Source organism: Pseudomonas sp. PS1(2021) (assembly GCF_020405165.1).
In the GTDB taxonomy this organism is placed as follows: Bacteria; Pseudomonadota; Gammaproteobacteria; order Pseudomonadales; family Pseudomonadaceae; genus Pseudomonas; species Pseudomonas aeruginosa.
Window position 1 is genome coordinate 100403 of record NZ_CP084484.1, and the last position, 15997, is coordinate 116399.

The following is a 15997-nucleotide window of genomic DNA, read 5'->3' on the forward strand; positions in this document are numbered from 1 at the left end:
GGAGCTTCAGTCTAGTCCTGTCGGCCCGGAAAACACTGACCGGGATCAGTTTGCCGACAACTGGTCGCCGCTTCGTTTACAGCCCCGCCGCAGAGCGCTTCAGGCTCCTCCCTCGCCCTGCCTTACCCGCTGCCGGTAGGCGCTCGGCGACAAACCCATGACCTTGCTGAACAGGCGCGAGAAGTAGTAGCTGTCGTCGTAGCCGACCGCCTGGCCGACCCGGGCCACGCTCTGGTCGCTGCTGTCCAGCAACTGGCAGGCGTACTCGATCTTCAGGTGCAGGAAGTGCTGGATAGGCGTACGGCCGGTGATCGCCTTGTAGCGACTGACGAAATGGAACTTCGACAGGTTGCAGAAGGCCGCCAGGCGTTCCAGTTCGAGGCGCGCATGCAGGTGTTCGCGCATGTAGGCGTGCAGCCCGTCGAGGTCCAGGCTGCCCTCGCGCAGCGGGCGCAGCAGCGGTAGCTGGCAGAGCAGGCTGCGCAGGCGGCTGGCGGCGAGCAGGAAGTGCTGGAAGCGGTAGCCGCTGTGGCGCACCTCCAGCAGTTGCTCGAAGCCGCCGAGCAGGGCGTGTTGCAGGCCCCAATGGCGCAGCGGGGTGTCGCGGTAGCCGGCGCTGTGTTGCAGCCAGGTGGCGCTGTCGCCGCGCAGGTGGGTCCAAAAGATGGTCCAGGGTTGGCGGTCGTCGGCGGCGTAGTCGTGGGCCATGCCCGGCGGCAGCCAGAGCAGGTCGCCGCTGCCGACCCGGTATTCGCGCCAGGCCTCGCCCTCGCGCACGCGCAACAGGCCCTGGCCTTCGCTGCAATAGATCAGCAGGTGCTCGTCATGGCGCTCGCGGCTCATGCGGTGGTCGCGGGCGCGCCGGTAGTGGCCCAGGGAGGTGGGGTAGAGGTCGCGGCTGAGCGGGTGGACCGCCAGTTTCTCCAGCAGCGCCGCCGGGATCGGCAAGCGCAGGCTGTCGGCCGGCAGGGGCCAGTCGGAGGTGTGCGACATGTCGGTAGCCGGCTCCGCAATATAGTCCATGAACAACACAATTTAGTCGATCTCGCGACCTTCCGCCCAGTGATAGCTTCTTGGCCAAAGCGAGGTCCGAATCGACCTCGTACCAGTCCGCCACAACAATAAAAGCCGGCCTGGCCGGTGCAGGAGGGTTCATGTCAGTCCCAGTCCGCCACCTCATCGCGGGAGCCTTCGTCGAAGGTCTCGGCGCCCAGCGCATCCCGGTCAGCAATCCCCTCGACAACAGCACCCTGGCGGAGATCGCCTGCGCCAGCGCGGAGCAGGTCGAGCAGGCGGTGGCCAGTGCCCGCGAAACCTTCGCCAGCTGGAAGGAAACCCCGGTTTCCGAGCGCGCGCGGGTGATGTTGCGTTACCAGGCGCTGCTCAAGGAACACCACGACGAACTGGCGAAGATCGTCTCCAGCGAGCTGGGCAAGACTTTCGAGGACGCCAAGGGCGACGTCTGGCGCGGTATCGAGGTGGTCGAGCACGCCTGCAACGTGCCCTCGCTGCTGATGGGCGAGACGGTGGAGAACGTCGCCCGCAACATCGACACCTACAGCATCACCCAGCCGCTGGGCGTGTGCGTTGGCATCACCCCGTTCAACTTCCCGGCGATGATCCCGCTGTGGATGTTCCCGCTGGCCATCGCCTGCGGCAACGCCTTCATCCTCAAGCCTTCCGAGCAGGTGCCGCTGACCAGCGTGCGGCTCGCCGAGCTGTTCCTCGAGGCCGGTGCGCCGAAGGGCGTGCTGCAGGTGGTGCATGGCGGCAAGGAACAGGTCGACCAGTTGCTCAAGCACCCGCAGGTGAAGGCGGTGTCCTTCGTCGGCTCGGTCGCCGTCGGCCAGCACGTCTACCACACCGGCACCGCGCACAATAAGCGCGTGCAGAGCTTCGCCGGGGCGAAGAACCACATGGTGATCATGCCCGACGCGGACAAGGCACAGGTCATCAGCAACCTGGTCGGTGCCTCGGTGGGCGCGGCCGGGCAGCGCTGCATGGCGATCTCGGTGGCGGTGCTGGTGGGGGCCGCCCGCGAGTGGATTCCGGAAATCCGCGACGCGCTGGCCAAGGTCCGCCCCGGCCCATGGGATGACAGCGGCGCCAGCTACGGCCCGGTGATCAACCCGCAGGCCAAGGCGCGCATCGAGCGCCTGATCGGCCAGGGCGTGGAGGAGGGCGCGCAACTGCTGCTGGATGGCCGCGGCTACAAGGTCGAGGGATACCCGGACGGCAACTGGGTCGGCCCGACGCTGTTCGCCGGGGTGCGCCCGGACATGGCGATCTACCGCGAAGAGGTGTTCGGCCCGGTGCTCTGCCTGGCCGAGGTCGACAGCCTGGAGCAGGCGATCCGCCTGATCAACGAAAGCCCCTACGGCAACGGCACCTCGATCTTCACCAGCTCCGGCGCCGCGGCGCGGACCTTCCAGCACCACATCGAGGTCGGCCAGGTGGGCATCAACATCCCGATCCCGGTACCGCTGCCGTTCTTCTCCTTCACCGGTTGGAAGGGCTCGTTCTACGGCGACCTGCACGCCTACGGCAAGCAGGGCGTGCGCTTCTACACCGAGACCAAGACCGTGACCGCGCGCTGGTTCGACAGCGATAGCGTGGCCGGGACCAACTTCTCGATCCAGATGCGCTGAAAGGGAGACGGACCGATGACCGACATCGCATTCCTCGGCCTGGGCAACATGGGTGGGCCGATGGCCGCCAACCTGCTCAAGGCCGGCCACCGGGTGAATGTCTTCGACTTGCAGCCCAAGGCCGTGCTGAGCCTGGTCGAGCAGGGCGCGCAGGGCGCCGATAGCGCCTTGCAGTGCTGCGAAGGCGCCGAAGTGGTGATCAGCATGCTGCCGGCCGGGCAGCACGTGGAAAGCCTGTATCTCGGCGACGACGGCCTACTCGCGCGGGTCGCCGGCAAGCCCCTGCTGATCGACTGCTCGACCATCGCCCCGGAGACCGCGCGCAAGGTCGCCGAGGCCGCCGCGGCGAAGGGCCTGACCCTGCTCGACGCGCCGGTTTCCGGCGGCGTCGGCGGCGCCCGCGCCGGCACCCTGAGCTTCATCGTCGGCGGCCCCGCCGAAGGCTTCGCGCGGGCCCGGCCGGTCCTCGAGAACATGGGCCGGAACATCTTCCACGCCGGCGATCACGGCGCCGGCCAGGTGGCGAAGATCTGCAACAACATGCTCCTCGGCATCCTCATGGCCGGCACCGCCGAGGCCCTGGCGCTGGGGGTGAAGAACGGCCTCGACCCGGCGGTGCTGTCCGAGGTGATGAAGCAGAGTTCCGGTGGCAATTGGGCGCTGAACCTCTACAACCCCTGGCCCGGGGTGATGCCGCAGGCGCCGGCGAGCAACGGCTATGCCGGCGGTTTCCAGGTGCGCCTGATGAACAAGGACCTCGGCCTGGCGCTGGCCAACGCCCAGGCGGTGCAGGCCTCGACGCCGCTCGGCGCGCTGGCGCGCAACCTGTTCAGCCTGCACGCCCAGGCCGATGCCGAGCACGAGGGGCTGGACTTCTCCAGCATCCAGAAGCTCTACCGCGGCAAGGACTGACCCCTACGACCAAAGGTTGATGGCGGGTGCCCGGCGCCCGCCCATACTCCAAGGCTCACTCACTGCTTCATCCCTAATAAGAACAATCAGAGGGCTGGAACATGACGTACCTGCAGCAGCACGCCCACTCGATCGCCGAGCCGGCCGCGTTCTGGGCCGAACAGGCCCGTTCCCTGGCCTGGTACCAGGCGCCCGCGAACATCCTCGAAAGCCTGCCCGACGGCACCCATCGCTGGTTCGCCGATGGCCGTCTGAACAGCGCCTACCTGGCCCTCGACCGGCAGATCGAGGAGGGGCGCGGCGAACAGACCGCGCTGATCTACGACTCGCCGGTGACCGGCACCCAGGACCGCTACAGCTACCTGCGGCTGCGTGACGAAGTGGCGCGCCTGGCCGGCGCCCTGCAGGCCCTCGGGGTCGGCAAGGGTGACCGGGTGATCATCTACATGCCGATGGTGCCGCAGGCGGCCATGGCGATGCTCGCCTGCGCGCGCCTGGGCGCGGTGCATTCGGTGGTGTTCGGTGGCTTCGCTCCCTACGAGCTGGCCCTGCGCATCGACGACGCCACGCCGAAGCTGGTGCTCACCGCTTCCTGCGGGCTGGAGTTCGACCGGGTGATCGAATACAAGCCGCTGGTGGACAAGGCCCTCGAACTGGCGATCCACCAGCCTGCCCACGTCATGGTCTGGCAGCGCCCGCAGGCGCCCGCGCGCCTGCACCCGGGCCGCGACCTGGACTGGCAGGACTGCCTCGCCGCCGCCGAGCCGGCCGATCCGGTGCCGGTGGCCAGCGGCGATCCGCTGTACATCATGTACACCTCGGGCACCACCGGTAAGCCCAAGGGTATCGTCCGCGACAACGGTGGCCACGCGGTCGCGGTGCGCTACGCGGTCCGCACTATCTACGGCATGCAGGCCGGCGACGTCTGGTGGGGGATCTCCGACGTCGGCTGGGTGGTCGGCCACTCGCTGATCGTCTACGGCCCGCTGATGTGCGGCTGTACCACAGTGTTCTACGAAGGCAAGCCGGTGCGCACGCCGGACGCCGGCGCCTACTGGCGGGTGATCGAAGAGCACAGGGTGAACAGCCTGTTCTGCGCGCCGACGGCGATCCGCGCGATCCGCAAGGAAGACCCGCATGGTGAACGGGTGAAGCGCTACGACCTGGGTTCGCTGCGCCACCTGTTCCTGGCCGGCGAGAAGCTCGACAGCAGCACCCAGCACTGGCTGGAGGAGCACACCGGGCGGCCGGTCCACGACCATTGGTGGCAGACCGAGACCGGCTGGCCGGTGACCGCGCCCTGCATCGGGATCGCCGGCCACGACCTGCGGGCCGGCTCGACCAACCGCGCGGTGCCCGGCTACCACGTGCAGGTGCTGGACGACGAAGGCCGGCCGCTGGGAGCGAACCGCCAGGGCGCGATCGTCATCGCCCTGCCGTTGCCGCCGGGCTGCGCGCAGACCCTCTGGGGCGACCACCCGCGCTACCTGCAGGCCTACCTGGGCAACTATCCCGGCTACTACCACACCGGCGACGGCGGTTATCTCGACGAGGACGGCTTCGTCTACATCATGGGGCGCACCGACGACGTGATAAACGTTTCCGGGCATCGCCTCTCCACCGGCGAGATGGAGGAACGCGTGGCGCAGCACCAGGCGGTTGCCGAGTGCGCGGTGATCGGCGTGCGGGACGAACTCAAGGGCCACGTGCCGCTGGGCCTGGTGGTGCTCAAGGACGATGCCGGGATCGCCGCCGAGCAACTGCAGCGCGAGCTGGTGGCGCTGGTCCGCGAACAGATCGGCGCGCTGGCCTGCTTCCAGCGGGTGGTGGTGGTCAAGCGGCTGCCGAAGACCCGCTCCGGGAAGATCCTCCGCGCGGTGCTGCGCAAGATCGCCGATGGCGAGGACTACGCGGCGCCATCGACCATCGACGACCCGACGATCCTTGGCGAGATCGAGGCTGCGCTGAGGGTGCGCAAGGCGGGATAGCAAAGGCCAGGGGCACGGCGGTAGGGTGGAAAACGCCGCGCCCCGTGGTCCTGCCGTTCAGAACCCTTCGAGAACGATCTTGCCCTTGGCCCGGCCGCTCTCCAGCAGCGCGTGGGCGCGGCGCAGGTTGGCCGCGTCGATGCGGCCGAAATGCTCGCCGACGGTGGTCTTCAACACGCCTTCGTCGATCAGCCCGGCGACCCGCTCCAGCAGCCGGTGCTGCTCGATCATGTCGTCGGTCTGGAACATCGAGCGGGTGTACATGAACTCCCAGTGCAGCGACAGGCTCTTCTGCTTCAGCTTGCCGATGTCCAGCGACGCCGGGTCGTCGATCAGCGCCAGGCGGCCTTGCGGGCGCAGCGCGGCGACGATCTGTTCGAGGTGCTGGTCGGTGTGGGTCAGGCTGGCGACGTGGCTGACCTCGGCGACACCGATCCGCTTCAGCTCTTCGGCCAGCGGCTTGCCGTGGTCGATCACATGGTGCGCGCCGAGGTCGCGGACCCAGGCCTGGGTCTCTGCGCGCGAAGCGGTGCCGATCACGTTCAGGCCGGTCAGTTGCCGGGCCAGTTGGACCAGGATCGAACCGACCCCGCCGGCGGCGCCGACCACCAGCAGGCTCTGGCCCTGGTCGGCCTTGCCTTCGGCGATCTGCAAGCGCTCGAAGAGCAGTTCCCAGGCAGTGATGGTGGTCAGCGGCAGGGCCGCGGCCTGGGCGAAGTCGAGGCTTTTCGGCAGGTGCCCGGCAATGCGCTCGTCGACCCGATGCAGCTCGCTGTTGCTACCGGGGCGGGTGATGTCCCCGGCGTACCAGACCCGATCGCCAGGACGGAACAGGCTGACCTCGCTGCCGACCGCGCGCACCACGCCCGCCGCGTCCCAGCCCAGCACCTTGGCCTGGCCGGCTTCCGGCTGGGCGCGCTGGCGGACCTTGGTATCCACCGGGTTGACCGAGATGGCGCGGACCTCCACCAGCAGGTCGCGTGGGCCCGGCGTGGGCTCGGGCAGTTCGAGGTCGAGCAGGGCGTCGGGATGGTCGATGGGCAGGGATTGGTAGTAACCGACAGCTTTCATGGGAACTCCGGGAAACGGGCCTCAGGCGAGGCGATAGAGTTGGTCGATCTTCACGTTCTGCAGCAGGGCTTCGTTGCCGCGGCTGAAGCGCAGGAAGTGTTCGGTGTTCTGGTGCCGCTCCAGGGCGGCGTCGTCGCGCCACTGCTCGATCATGTAGAACAGGTGGGAGTCGTGGCGGTCCTGATGCAGGTCGTACTGCAGGCAACCAGCCTCGGCGCGCGACGGGGCGACCAGGGCGCGCAATTCGCGTTCCAGGGCCTCGGCGTGGCCGGGGGCGGCGGTGATGGTGGCGATCAGGGTGAGGGGTGTGCTCATGGTGGGTTCCTTCGATGGGGCGGAGTCAGGATGGGCTATTTCAAATCGCTGAAAAACAGGCTATCAGGGAAGACTCTTTCAAAGGAATCTTGAAAATGCTGCGTTACGACGACCTCCAGGTGTTCGTCCACACCAGCGACAGCGGCTCGTTGTCCGCCGCCGCGCGCCAGTTGGAGATTTCCCCGGCGGTGGCCAGCGCGGCGCTGAAGCGCCTGGAAAGCGAGCTGGAGGTACGCCTGTTCGCCCGCTCCACCCGCAGCCTGCGCCTGACTCCCGAGGGCGACGCGTTCCTCCTGCATGCCCGCGCCTCGTTGCGCAGCCTGGAGGAGGGGCGCCGGTTGCTGCAGGGCGGCAAGGACCAGATCGCCGGGGTACTGCAGCTTTCCGCGCCCTCCGACTTCGGCCGCAACCTGCTGCTGCCATGGCTCGACGAGTTCCAGGCGCGCTATCCGCAACTGAGCCTGCGCCTGCTGCTCGGCGACCGGGTGACCGATCTCTACCGGCAACCGGTGGACGTGGCGATCCGCTACGGCGCACCGGCCGACTCCAGCCTGGTCGCCCTGCCGCTGGCGCCGGACAACCGGCGAGTGCTCTGCGCCGCGCCGGGCTACCTGGCGGAGCGCGGCGAGCCGCGCCAGCCGGACGACCTGCGCGAGCACAATTGCCTGCTCTACCAACTCGGCGGCCGGGTACACGACCGCTGGGCGTTCCAGCGGGGCCGCCGCAGCCTGACCCTGACGGTCGCCGGCGACCGGGTCTGCGACGACGCCGACGTGGTGCGGCGCTGGGCCCTGGCCGGCAAGGGGCTGGTCTACAAGTCCTGGCTGGACGTGGCCGAGGACGTGCGCGCCGGGCGCCTGCGCCTGCTGCTGCCGGAGTGGCAGGGCGAAGCGACGCCGATGAACCTCTTGTGTACCCACCGCGCCCAGTTGACCCGTCCGGTGACCCTCTTGCGCGCGTTCGTGCGCGAGCGTTGCGACGCATTGCTGGCGGAGGCTCCATGGACGAGGAACTGAACCGGGCGGCGAGCCTGGCCATCGAGCTGGCGGACGTGGACAGCGCCGCGCGCTTGCACGAACGCCTGCGCGAGGCCCTGGCGTTGCCGCCGTGGTACGGATGCAACTGGGATGCCTTCTGGGACGCCATCAGCGGCCTGGTGCCGATGCCCCGGCGATTGCGTCTGCAAGGCTGGAGCGACTTCGCCCGGCGCCTGCCGGAGGAAGCGGCGCAGCTTTCGGCCTGCCTGGAGGCGTTGCGCGAGACGTACCCGCAACTGGCGCCGGAAGTCCTGCGCGACGCTTGATCAGTCCCAGCCGAACAGCTCGGCGGCGTTGCGGCTGCTGCTCGCCGCCAGTTCCTCGGCGTCGACCCCGCGCAGCTCGGCGAGGGCGCGGCAGATGTCCGGCAGGTGCTCCGGACTGTTGCGCTGGCCGGGATGCATCGATGGCGCCATGTCCGGCGCATCGGTTTCCAGCACGATGGCCTCGGCCGGCAGCTCCGCCGCCACCTTGCGCAGGCGGTTGGCCTGCGGCCAGGTCGGCGCGCCGCCGAGGCCGAGGCGGAAGCCGAGCTTGAGGTACTCGCGGGCTTCCTCGCGGCTGCCGGCGAAGGCATGGATGATGCCACGGCGCTCCAGGCGGATGCGCTTGAGGGTGGCGATGGTCGCCGCGTGGGCGCGGCGCACGTGGATCAGCGCCGGCAGGCGGAATTCCGCGGCCAGCCGCAGTTGGGCCTCGAACAGCGCCTGCTGGGCGTCGCGGTCGAGGTGTTCCAGGTAGTAGTCCAGGCCGATCTCGCCGACCGCGCAGAGCTTCGTCTCGCCGCGCAGGCGTTGCAGCCACTGGTGCAGGTCGTCCAGGTGCTGCGGGCGGTGCCGCGCCAGGTAGACGGGGTGCAGGCCGAGCGCCGCGTACAGGCCATCCTCGGCCTGCGCCAGGTCCCAGACCCGTTGCCAGTTCTCGCGGTAGACGCCGAGCACCACCTGGCGCTCGACCCCCAGCGCGCGGCTGCGTTGCAGCAGCGCGGCGCGGTCGGCGTCGAAGTCCGGGAAGTCGAGGTGGTTGTGGGTGTCGACCAGGCGCATGGCGGCCGGCTCAGTCGCGCAGCTTGAGTTGCCGGGGGACGGCGTGCAGGCCCGGCCGGTAGTCGTTCTCCTCGACCGCGCGGAGCGCCAGTTCGAGGGCGTTGGCGGCGATCAGCGCGTGCTGCTGGTAGATCGAGTTGACCTTCAGCGGCACGAAGTCGAGCAACTGGGTGTCGCCGAAGGTCGCCACCCGCAAGCCTTCGGGCCAACCGTCGGCGCGCGCCTGGAACACATCGAAGACGCCTTCGAGGAGTACATAGGCAGTGGTCACCAGGGCGTCGGGCAGGTAGCCCAGGCGCTCGAGCAATTGCTCCATCAGGCGGCGTCCGCACTCGCGGCTGAACACCTCGGCATGCTCGACGATGACCTCGCCGCGGAAGTCCTTCAGCGCCTGGCGGAAGCCGGCGGCGCGGTCGTGGCTGATGATCAGGTCCGCCCGCGCGCCGAGCAGGGCGATATGGCGCGGCGCCGGTTGCAACAGGGTTTCGGTGAGGCGGCGCGCGGCGTCCTGGTCGTCGCTGATCACCGAGGCGAAGCGCTGCGGGTCGAGCTGGCGGTCGATGGCCACCACCGGCAGGCCTTCGGCGACCAGCCGGGCATGGGTATCATCCCCGGCCGGCAGGCAACTGGCGACGATCAGCGCGTCGCAGCGGCGCGCGCGGAACAGGTTGACCACCTGGCGCTCGGTCTCCGGCTCGTCGTCGGAGCAGGCGATCAGCAACTGGTAGCCGCGCGCCCGGGCGCCTTGTTCGAGTTGCTTGGCGAGGCGGGCGTAGCTGGGGTTTTCCAGGTCCGGGAGGATGAAGCCGAGGGTGCGGGTCTGCCCGCGGCGCAGGCCGGCGGCCTGCTGGTCCGGCTGGTAGCCGTGTTCCTCGACCACGGCAAGCACGCGCTCGACGGTGGCGGCGCTGATGCGCCGCTGGGCGGCCTTGCCATTGATGACGTAGCTGGCGGTGGTCACCGAGACCCCGGCCAGGCGGGCGATATCACTGAGTTTCAAACCGATCTCTACTGGAGGCGACGACAAGTTGGGCTTCAAGGATCAATCATTATCGGGTAACGTGCCAATTTAATTAAGTGAATCGATTCAGCAAAAGATTCCGGCGAAGCCGGCGCCCCCTGCCCCAGGCTGCCTCGCGCAGCCCGAACGCGGCGCCGCCTACGCTATGGCAGGTCAATGACAACAAGCGGATCACCGCCCCAGGCTGTACGGAAGGATCCCGCGAGCCGCTTTCCGCTACCGCCGGCACATCCCGCGCCCGCGCCTCGGCGCGGCGGGACGATCCGGACGTGAGACGGGGAGCCGTTCGCTCCTGAGGAGGTTTCCATGCTCGAACTCGATACCCGGCAGATCCGCATGGGCCAGCGCGCCGCGGACAAGGCCGAAGCCCTGCGCCTGCTCGGCGCGGCGCTGGTCGCCGACGGCCTGGCCGCGCCCGGCTATGCCGAGGGCCTGAAGGCGCGCGAGGCACAAGGCTCCACCTACCTCGGCCAGGGCATCGCCATACCCCATGGGACCCCGGATACCCGCGAGCTGGTCTTCAGCACCGGTGTGCGCCTGCTGCAATTCCCCGAGGGAGTGGACTGGGGCGATGGCCAGCAGGTCTACCTGGCCATCGGCATCGCGGCGAAGTCCGACGAACACCTGCAGCTCCTGCAATTGCTCACCCGTGCCCTCGGCGAGGCCGACCTGGGACCGGCGCTGAGCGCGGCCGCCAGCGCCGAGGAAGTCCTCGGCCTGTTGCAGGGCGCGCCGCAGGAACTGGCGCTGGACGCACAACTGGTCGGCCTCGGCCAGAACGCCGAGGACCTCGACGAACTGGCCTGGCTCGGCGCGCGCCTGTTGAAGAAGGCCGGCTGCGTGGAGAACGGCTTCGCCGCCGTGCTCCAGCAGACCGAACCGTTGCCGCTGGGCGACGGGCTGTGCTGGTTGCACAGCGAACAATTGGTGAAGCGCCCCGGGCTGGCCTTCGTCACTCCGGCGCAACCGTTGCAGCACCAGGGGCAACCGGTCACCGGGCTGTTCTGCCTGGCCAGCCTGGGCGAAGCGCACCAGGCGCTGCTCGAACGCCTGTGCGACCTGTTGCTGGAAGGGCGTGGCGCCGAGCTGGTGCGCGCCACCAGCAGCCGCAGCGTACTCGCGGCGCTCGGTGGCGAGCTGCCGCCGGACTGGCCCAGCGCGCGAGCGGTCCTGGCCAACCCGCATGGCCTGCATGCCCGCCCGGCGCAGGCGCTGGCGCAGCTGGCCAAGGGCTTCGCCGGCGAGATCCGGGTACGCCTGGCCGACAGCGAGGCGGCCCCCGTCTCGGCGAAGAGCCTGAGCAAGCTGCTCGCCCTCGGCGCGCGACGCGGCCAGACGCTGGAGTTCAGCGCCGAGCCGGCGATCGCCGAGGACGCGCTGCCAGCCTTGCTGGCCGCGGTGCGCGAGGGGCTCGGCGAGGAGGTCGAAGCGCTGGCGGAGGAGGCCTTGCCCGATGCCGTCGGCGAGGCGGAAGAGGATGCCCGGCCGGCGCCGCTGCGCGCCGGCGAGCGCCTGCAGGCGATCGCCGCGTCGCCGGGCATCGCCAGTGGTCCGGCGCATGTCCAAGTGGCGCAGCGCTTCGAGTTCCAGCCGCGTGGCGAGTCGCCGGCCCATGAACGCGAGCGCCTGCTGCGGGCCAAGCGGGCGGTGGACGAGGAGATCGTCGGCCTGGTCGAACGCAGCACGGTGAAGGCGATCCGCGAGATTTTCGTCACCCACCGGGAGATGCTCGACGATCCGGAACTGGCCGAGCAGGTGCAACTGCGCCTGAATCGCGGCGAAAGCGCCGAGGCGGCCTGGAGTCGGGTAGTGGAAGACAGCGCGGCGCAGCAGGAGGCGCTGCACGACGCCTTGCTCGCCGAGCGTGCCGCCGACCTCCGCGACCTCGGCCGGCGGGTGTTGGCCAGGCTCTGCGGGGTGGAGGCGCCGCGCGAGCCGGAGCAGCCGTACATCCTGGTGATGGACGAGGTCGGCCCCTCCGATGTCGCCCGCCTCGACGCCCAGCGGGTCGCCGGCATCCTCACGGCGCGCGGCGGCGCCACTTCGCACAGCGCGATCATCGCCCGCGCCCTCGGCATTCCGGCATTGGTCGGCGCCGGCGCGGCGGTGCTCGGCCTGGAGCCGGGCACGGCACTGCTGCTGGATGGCGAGCACGGCTGGCTGCAGGTGGCGCCGAGCACCGAACAGTTGCAGCAGGCCGCCGCCGAGCGCGACGCCCGCCAGCAGCGCCAGGCCCGCGCCGACGCGCAGCGCCTGGAGCCTGCGCGGACCCGCGACGGCCACGCGGTGGAAGTCTGCGCCAACCTTGGCGACACCGCCGGCGCCGCGTGCGCGGTGGTGCTGGGCGCCGAGGGCGTCGGCCTGCTGCGCACCGAGTTCGTCTTCATGAACAACGCCCGCGCGCCGGACCTGGCGACCCAGGAAGCGGAATACCGTCGGGTGCTCGACGCCCTCGACGGACGTCCGCTGGTGGCGCGGACCCTGGATGTCGGCGGGGACAAGCCGCTGCCGTACTGGCCGATTCCCCACGAAGAGAATCCCTATCTGGGCCTGCGCGGTATCCGCTTGACCCTGCAGCGACCGCAGATCCTCGAGACCCAGTTGCGCGCGCTGTTCCGCGCCGCCGGGGAGCGACCGCTGCGGGTGATGTTCCCGATGGTCGGCAGCCTCGACGAATGGCGCCAGGCGCGTGACCTGGCGCTGCGCCTGCGCGAGGAAATCCCGCTGGCCGACCTGCAACTGGGGATCATGGTCGAGGTGCCCTCGGCGGCATTGCTCGCGCCGGTGCTGGCCCGCGAGGTGGATTTCTTCAGCGTCGGCACCAACGATCTGACCCAGTACACCCTGGCTATCGATCGCGGCCACCCGAGTCTTTCGGCCCAGGCCGACGGCCTGCATCCGGCGGTGCTGCAACTGATCGACATGACCGTCCGCGCCGCCCATGCCGAGGGCAAGTGGGTCGGCGTCTGCGGCGAACTGGCGGCCGACCCGCTGGCGTTGCCGCTGCTGGTCGGCCTGGGAGTGGACGAGCTGAGCGTTTCGGCGCGCAGCATCGCTCTGGTCAAGGCCGGCGTGCGCGAACTGCAGCTGGTCGCTGCGCGCGGCCTGGCCCGCAAAGCCCTGGGCCTGGCGAGCGCCGCCGAGGTCCGGGCCCTGGTGGAAGCGGAGGTGCAGTAATGGCGCGGATCCTGACGATTACCCTGAACCCGGCGCTGGACCTCACCGTGCGCCTGCGCCAGCTGGAACTGGGGGCGGTTAACCGCAGCGAGGCGGTGCTGACCCAGGCCGCCGGCAAGGGCCTGAACGTCGCCCAGGTGCTTGCCGACCTCGGCCATCGGTTGACGGTCAGCGGCTTCCTCGGCGAAGACAACCAGCCGCCGTTCACCGCCATGTTCCAGCGTCGTGGCTTCGCCGATGCGTTCGTCCGGGTGCCGGGCGAAACCCGCAGCAACATCAAGCTGGCCGAGCGCGGCGGGCGCGTCAGCGACCTCAACGGGCCGGGCCCGGAGGCCGACGAGCGAGCCCAGGCTGCGTTGCTCGAACGCCTCGACCGGCTTGCCGGGGAGCACGAGCTGGCGGTGGTCGCCGGCAGCCTGCCGCGCGGGGTCGAGCCGGAATGGCTGGGCGAACTGCTGCGGCGCTTGCGGCGCCTCGGCCTGAAGGTCGCCTTCGACAGCAGTGGCGCGGCCCTGCGCGAAGGTGTGAAGGCTGCGCCGTGGATGATCAAGCCGAACGTCGAGGAACTGGCCGATCTCTGCTCGGCGCCGATGGATGACCTGGTCGCACAGCGCCAGGCGGCCGAACGCCTGCGCCATGACGGGGTAGGCCAGGTGGTGATTTCCCAGGGCGCCGCGGGGGTCAACTGGTTCGCCGCCGAGGGTGCCTGGCAGGCGCGGCCGCCGGCGGTGGACGTGGCCAGCACGGTGGGCGCCGGCGATTCCCTGCTGGCCGGCATGCTGCACGGCCTGGCCAGCGGCTGGCCGGCCGAGCGGGTGCTGCGTCAGGCCACCGCCATCGCCAGTCTGGCGGTGACCCAGTTCGAGTTCGGCATCGGCGATCCGCAGCGCCTGGCGCGGATCGAAGCGGGCGTCGTGGTGCAGCCATTGGTCGAGGAGGCCTGAGATGAAACTAGCGATCGTCACCGCCTGCCCTGGCGGACAGGTCACCAGCGTGCTCGCCGCGCGCCTGCTGCGGGGCGCCGCCGAGCGCCTGGGCTGGGAAACCTGCGTCGAGGCGAATGCCGGGTCGAGGCCCGAGGGCGAACTGAGCGCCGAACAGATCGCCGAAGCCGACTGGGTCCTGCTGGTCGGCGTCGAGCCGCTGGCGGCGGCGCGTTTCGTCGGCAAGCCGGTGTATCGCGCGCGTCCCGCCGAGGCGCTGGCCGATCCGCGCGCCTTCCTCCAGCGGGCCGCCGCCCTGGCGAGCGTGGAGGTCGCCGGGGACGAGGCCGGCCTGGTTGCGCCGGAGGCCGGAGCGGCACCGCGGATCGTCGCGGTGACCGCCTGTCCGACCGGCGTGGCGCATACCTTCATGGCCGCCGAGGCGTTGCAGCTCGCGGCGGGGCAACTGGGCTTCGCGTTGCAGGTCGAGACCCAGGGCTCGGTCGGCGCGCGCAACCCGCTCGACCCGGCGGACATCGCCGCCGCCGACGTGGTCCTGCTGGCCGCCGACATCGACGTGGACACGGCCCGTTTCGCCGGCAAGAAGATCTACCGTTGCGGCACCGGCGTGGCCCTCAAGCAGGCCCGCGCGACGCTCGAGCGGGCGCTGGCGGAAGGGCAGGTCGAGAGCGCGGGCGCAGCCAGCGCGGTGGTCGCCAGGGACGAGAAGCGCGGGGTGTACAAGCACCTGCTGACCGGGGTGTCGTTCATGTTGCCGATGGTGGTCGCGGGCGGCCTGCTGATCGCCCTGTCGCTGGCCTTCGGCATCGATGCCTACAAGCAGCCGGGCAGCCTGGCGGCGGTGCTGAGGACGGTCGGCGACACGGCTTTCGTCCTGATGGTGCCGATGCTCGCCGGCTACATCGCCTATTCCATCGCCGACCGCCCGGGCCTGGCGCCGGGCATGCTCGGCGGCCTGCTCGCCGGGACCCTCGGCGCCGGGTTCATCGGCGGGATAGTCGCCGGCTTCATCGCCGGCTATGCGGCGCGGGCCATCAGCCACGGGCTGAGGCTGCCGGCGAGCCTGGAAGCGCTGAAGCCGATCCTGGTCATCCCGTTGCTGGCCAGCCTGGTCACCGGCCTGCTGATGCTCTACGTGGTCGGCAAGCCGGTGGCCGGGATGCTCGCGGCACTGACCGGGTTCCTCGACGGCATGGGTACCTCCAATGCCATCCTCCTCGGCCTGCTGCTCGGCGGGATGATGTGCGTCGACCTCGGCGGACCGGTCAACAAGGCCGCCTACGCCTTTTCCGTCGGCCTGCTCTCGTCGCACAGCTACGCGCCGATGGCGGCGGTGATGGCGGCGGGCATGGTGCCGCCGATCGGCATGGGCCTGGCGACCCTGCTGGCGCGGCGCAAGTTCGCCGAGAGCGAGCGGCAGGCCGGCAAGGCAGCCTCGGTGCTGGGGCTGTGCTTCATCTCCGAAGGCGCCATCCCGTTCGCCGCCAAGGACCCGCTGCGGGTGATCCCGGCGAGCATCGCCGGCGGCGCGCTGACCGGCGCCCTGTCGATGTATTTCGGCTGCAAGTTGCAGGCGCCTCACGGCGGGTTGTTCGTGATGCTGGTGCCCAACGCGATCAACCACGCCCTGGCGTACCTGCTGGCGATCGTCGCCGGCAGCCTGCTTACCGGGCTGCTCTACGCCGTGCTCAAGCGCGGCGCCGAGCCGGGGCTGGCGCTGGGGACCTCGTCCTCGCGGGAACCGGCGGCTGGCGGATAGCCGCGAGGCGGTCATGCGCCCTACGCCACCTGAGCTACGTGGCAGGGGGTAGGGCGAATAACGCCGCAGGCGTTATCCG

General features: G+C 70.1%; 13 protein-coding genes. 8 read left to right on the forward strand and 5 right to left on the reverse strand.

Going from position 1 to position 15997, the window contains the following annotated elements:
* Nucleotides 1-99: 99 nt before the first annotated feature.
* The gene (mmsR, locus tag LE197_RS00475; protein WP_003122160.1) at nucleotides 100-1023 is read right to left on the reverse strand and encodes an MmsAB operon transcriptional regulator MmsR; all 924 of its coding nucleotides are present in this window, start codon (nucleotides 1021-1023) and stop codon (nucleotides 100-102) included.
* A 131-nt stretch (nucleotides 1024-1154) separates the two neighbouring features.
* Here mmsR and mmsA point away from each other — a divergent pair, with 131 nt between their 5' ends.
* The 3 genes from mmsA to LE197_RS00490 all read left to right on the forward strand — a co-directional run bounded on the left by mmsA (nucleotide 1155) and on the right by LE197_RS00490 (nucleotide 5548).
* Nucleotides 1155-2648, forward strand: a complete 1494-nt coding sequence (gene mmsA / locus LE197_RS00480) for a CoA-acylating methylmalonate-semialdehyde dehydrogenase (RefSeq protein ID WP_031633810.1) — start codon at nucleotides 1155-1157, stop codon at nucleotides 2646-2648.
* A gap of 15 nt (nucleotides 2649-2663) precedes the next feature.
* Nucleotides 2664-3560, forward strand: coding sequence for a 3-hydroxyisobutyrate dehydrogenase (mmsB, locus tag LE197_RS00485; RefSeq protein ID WP_003119529.1), 897 nt, complete (start codon nucleotides 2664-2666; stop codon nucleotides 3558-3560).
* A 101-nt stretch (nucleotides 3561-3661) separates the two neighbouring features.
* Nucleotides 3662-5548 carry a propionyl-CoA synthetase gene (locus LE197_RS00490; protein WP_151155363.1) on the forward strand — a complete coding sequence of 629 codons (1887 nt, stop codon included), beginning with the start codon at nucleotides 3662-3664 and terminating at the stop codon, nucleotides 5546-5548.
* Between the two features lie 57 nt (nucleotides 5549-5605).
* Here LE197_RS00490 and LE197_RS00495 read toward each other — a convergent pair whose 3' ends face one another.
* Together LE197_RS00495 and LE197_RS00500 are read right to left on the reverse strand one after the other, a co-directional pair.
* Nucleotides 5606-6619 (reverse strand): zinc-binding alcohol dehydrogenase family protein, encoded by a 1014-nt coding sequence (locus LE197_RS00495; protein ID WP_003104356.1) that lies wholly within the window; start codon nucleotides 6617-6619, stop codon nucleotides 5606-5608.
* 21 nt (nucleotides 6620-6640) lie between these two features.
* A complete protein-coding gene (locus tag LE197_RS00500; protein ID WP_003104358.1) occupies nucleotides 6641-6934 on the reverse strand; it encodes a putative quinol monooxygenase in 294 nt (97 codons plus the stop codon).
* A gap of 95 nt (nucleotides 6935-7029) precedes the next feature.
* Between LE197_RS00500 and LE197_RS00505 the strand changes: the two genes are divergently transcribed.
* Together LE197_RS00505 and LE197_RS00510 are read left to right on the forward strand one after the other, a co-directional pair.
* Nucleotides 7030-7950: a LysR family transcriptional regulator gene (locus tag LE197_RS00505; RefSeq protein ID WP_003092132.1), complete on the forward strand. Its 921-nt coding sequence runs from the start codon at nucleotides 7030-7032 to the stop codon at nucleotides 7948-7950.
* Nucleotides 7935-8237 carry a barstar family protein gene (locus LE197_RS00510; protein WP_003111769.1) on the forward strand — a complete coding sequence of 101 codons (303 nt, stop codon included), beginning with the start codon at nucleotides 7935-7937 and terminating at the stop codon, nucleotides 8235-8237. Before LE197_RS00505 ends, LE197_RS00510 begins: the two co-directional genes overlap by 16 nt.
* Here LE197_RS00510 and LE197_RS00515 read toward each other — a convergent pair whose 3' ends face one another.
* Together LE197_RS00515 and cra are read right to left on the reverse strand one after the other, a co-directional pair.
* A complete protein-coding gene (locus LE197_RS00515) occupies nucleotides 8238-9017 on the reverse strand; it encodes a TatD family hydrolase (protein ID WP_033943023.1) in 780 nt (259 codons plus the stop codon).
* 10 nt (nucleotides 9018-9027) lie between these two features.
* On the reverse strand, nucleotides 9028-10017 hold the full coding sequence (gene cra, locus LE197_RS00520) for a catabolite repressor/activator (protein ID WP_003104372.1): 990 nt from the start codon (nucleotides 10015-10017) through the stop codon (nucleotides 9028-9030).
* A gap of 327 nt (nucleotides 10018-10344) precedes the next feature.
* Here cra and ptsP point away from each other — a divergent pair, with 327 nt between their 5' ends.
* From ptsP to LE197_RS00535, 3 genes are read left to right on the forward strand one after another with little or no spacing between them, the layout of a single operon-like run.
* Complete coding sequence (ptsP, locus tag LE197_RS00525; protein WP_151155365.1) at nucleotides 10345-13215, forward strand: phosphoenolpyruvate--protein phosphotransferase; 2871 nt, start codon at nucleotides 10345-10347, stop codon at nucleotides 13213-13215.
* On the forward strand, nucleotides 13215-14159 hold the full coding sequence (pfkB, locus tag LE197_RS00530; RefSeq protein ID WP_003110474.1) for a 1-phosphofructokinase: 945 nt from the start codon (nucleotides 13215-13217) through the stop codon (nucleotides 14157-14159). The genes ptsP and pfkB overlap by 1 nt, the downstream gene beginning before the upstream one ends.
* 1 nt (nucleotide 14160) lies before the next feature.
* Complete coding sequence (locus LE197_RS00535) at nucleotides 14161-15918, forward strand: PTS fructose-like transporter subunit IIB (protein ID WP_003107161.1); 1758 nt, start codon at nucleotides 14161-14163, stop codon at nucleotides 15916-15918.
* The last annotated feature ends 79 nt before the right edge of the window (nucleotides 15919-15997 follow it).

Excerpts from the sequence above, each read along its gene's own strand:
- mmsR (WP_003122160.1), bottom strand. The coding sequence starts at position 1,023 with ATGGACTATATTGCGGAGCCGGCTACCGACATGTCGCACACCTCCGAC.
- mmsA (WP_031633810.1), top strand. The coding sequence starts at position 1,155 with ATGTCAGTCCCAGTCCGCCACCTCATCGCGGGAGCCTTCGTCGAAGGT.
- mmsB (WP_003119529.1), top strand. The coding sequence starts at position 2,664 with ATGACCGACATCGCATTCCTCGGCCTGGGCAACATGGGTGGGCCGATG.
- LE197_RS00490 (WP_151155363.1), top strand. The coding sequence starts at position 3,662 with ATGACGTACCTGCAGCAGCACGCCCACTCGATCGCCGAGCCGGCCGCG.
- LE197_RS00495 (WP_003104356.1), bottom strand. The coding sequence starts at position 6,619 with ATGAAAGCTGTCGGTTACTACCAATCCCTGCCCATCGACCATCCCGAC.
- LE197_RS00500 (WP_003104358.1), bottom strand. The coding sequence starts at position 6,934 with ATGAGCACACCCCTCACCCTGATCGCCACCATCACCGCCGCCCCCGGC.
- LE197_RS00505 (WP_003092132.1), top strand. The coding sequence starts at position 7,030 with ATGCTGCGTTACGACGACCTCCAGGTGTTCGTCCACACCAGCGACAGC.
- LE197_RS00510 (WP_003111769.1), top strand. The coding sequence starts at position 7,935 with ATGGACGAGGAACTGAACCGGGCGGCGAGCCTGGCCATCGAGCTGGCG.
- LE197_RS00515 (WP_033943023.1), bottom strand. The coding sequence starts at position 9,017 with ATGCGCCTGGTCGACACCCACAACCACCTCGACTTCCCGGACTTCGAC.
- ptsP (WP_151155365.1), top strand. The coding sequence starts at position 10,345 with ATGCTCGAACTCGATACCCGGCAGATCCGCATGGGCCAGCGCGCCGCG.
- pfkB (WP_003110474.1), top strand. The coding sequence starts at position 13,215 with ATGGCGCGGATCCTGACGATTACCCTGAACCCGGCGCTGGACCTCACC.
- LE197_RS00535 (WP_003107161.1), top strand. The coding sequence starts at position 14,161 with ATGAAACTAGCGATCGTCACCGCCTGCCCTGGCGGACAGGTCACCAGC.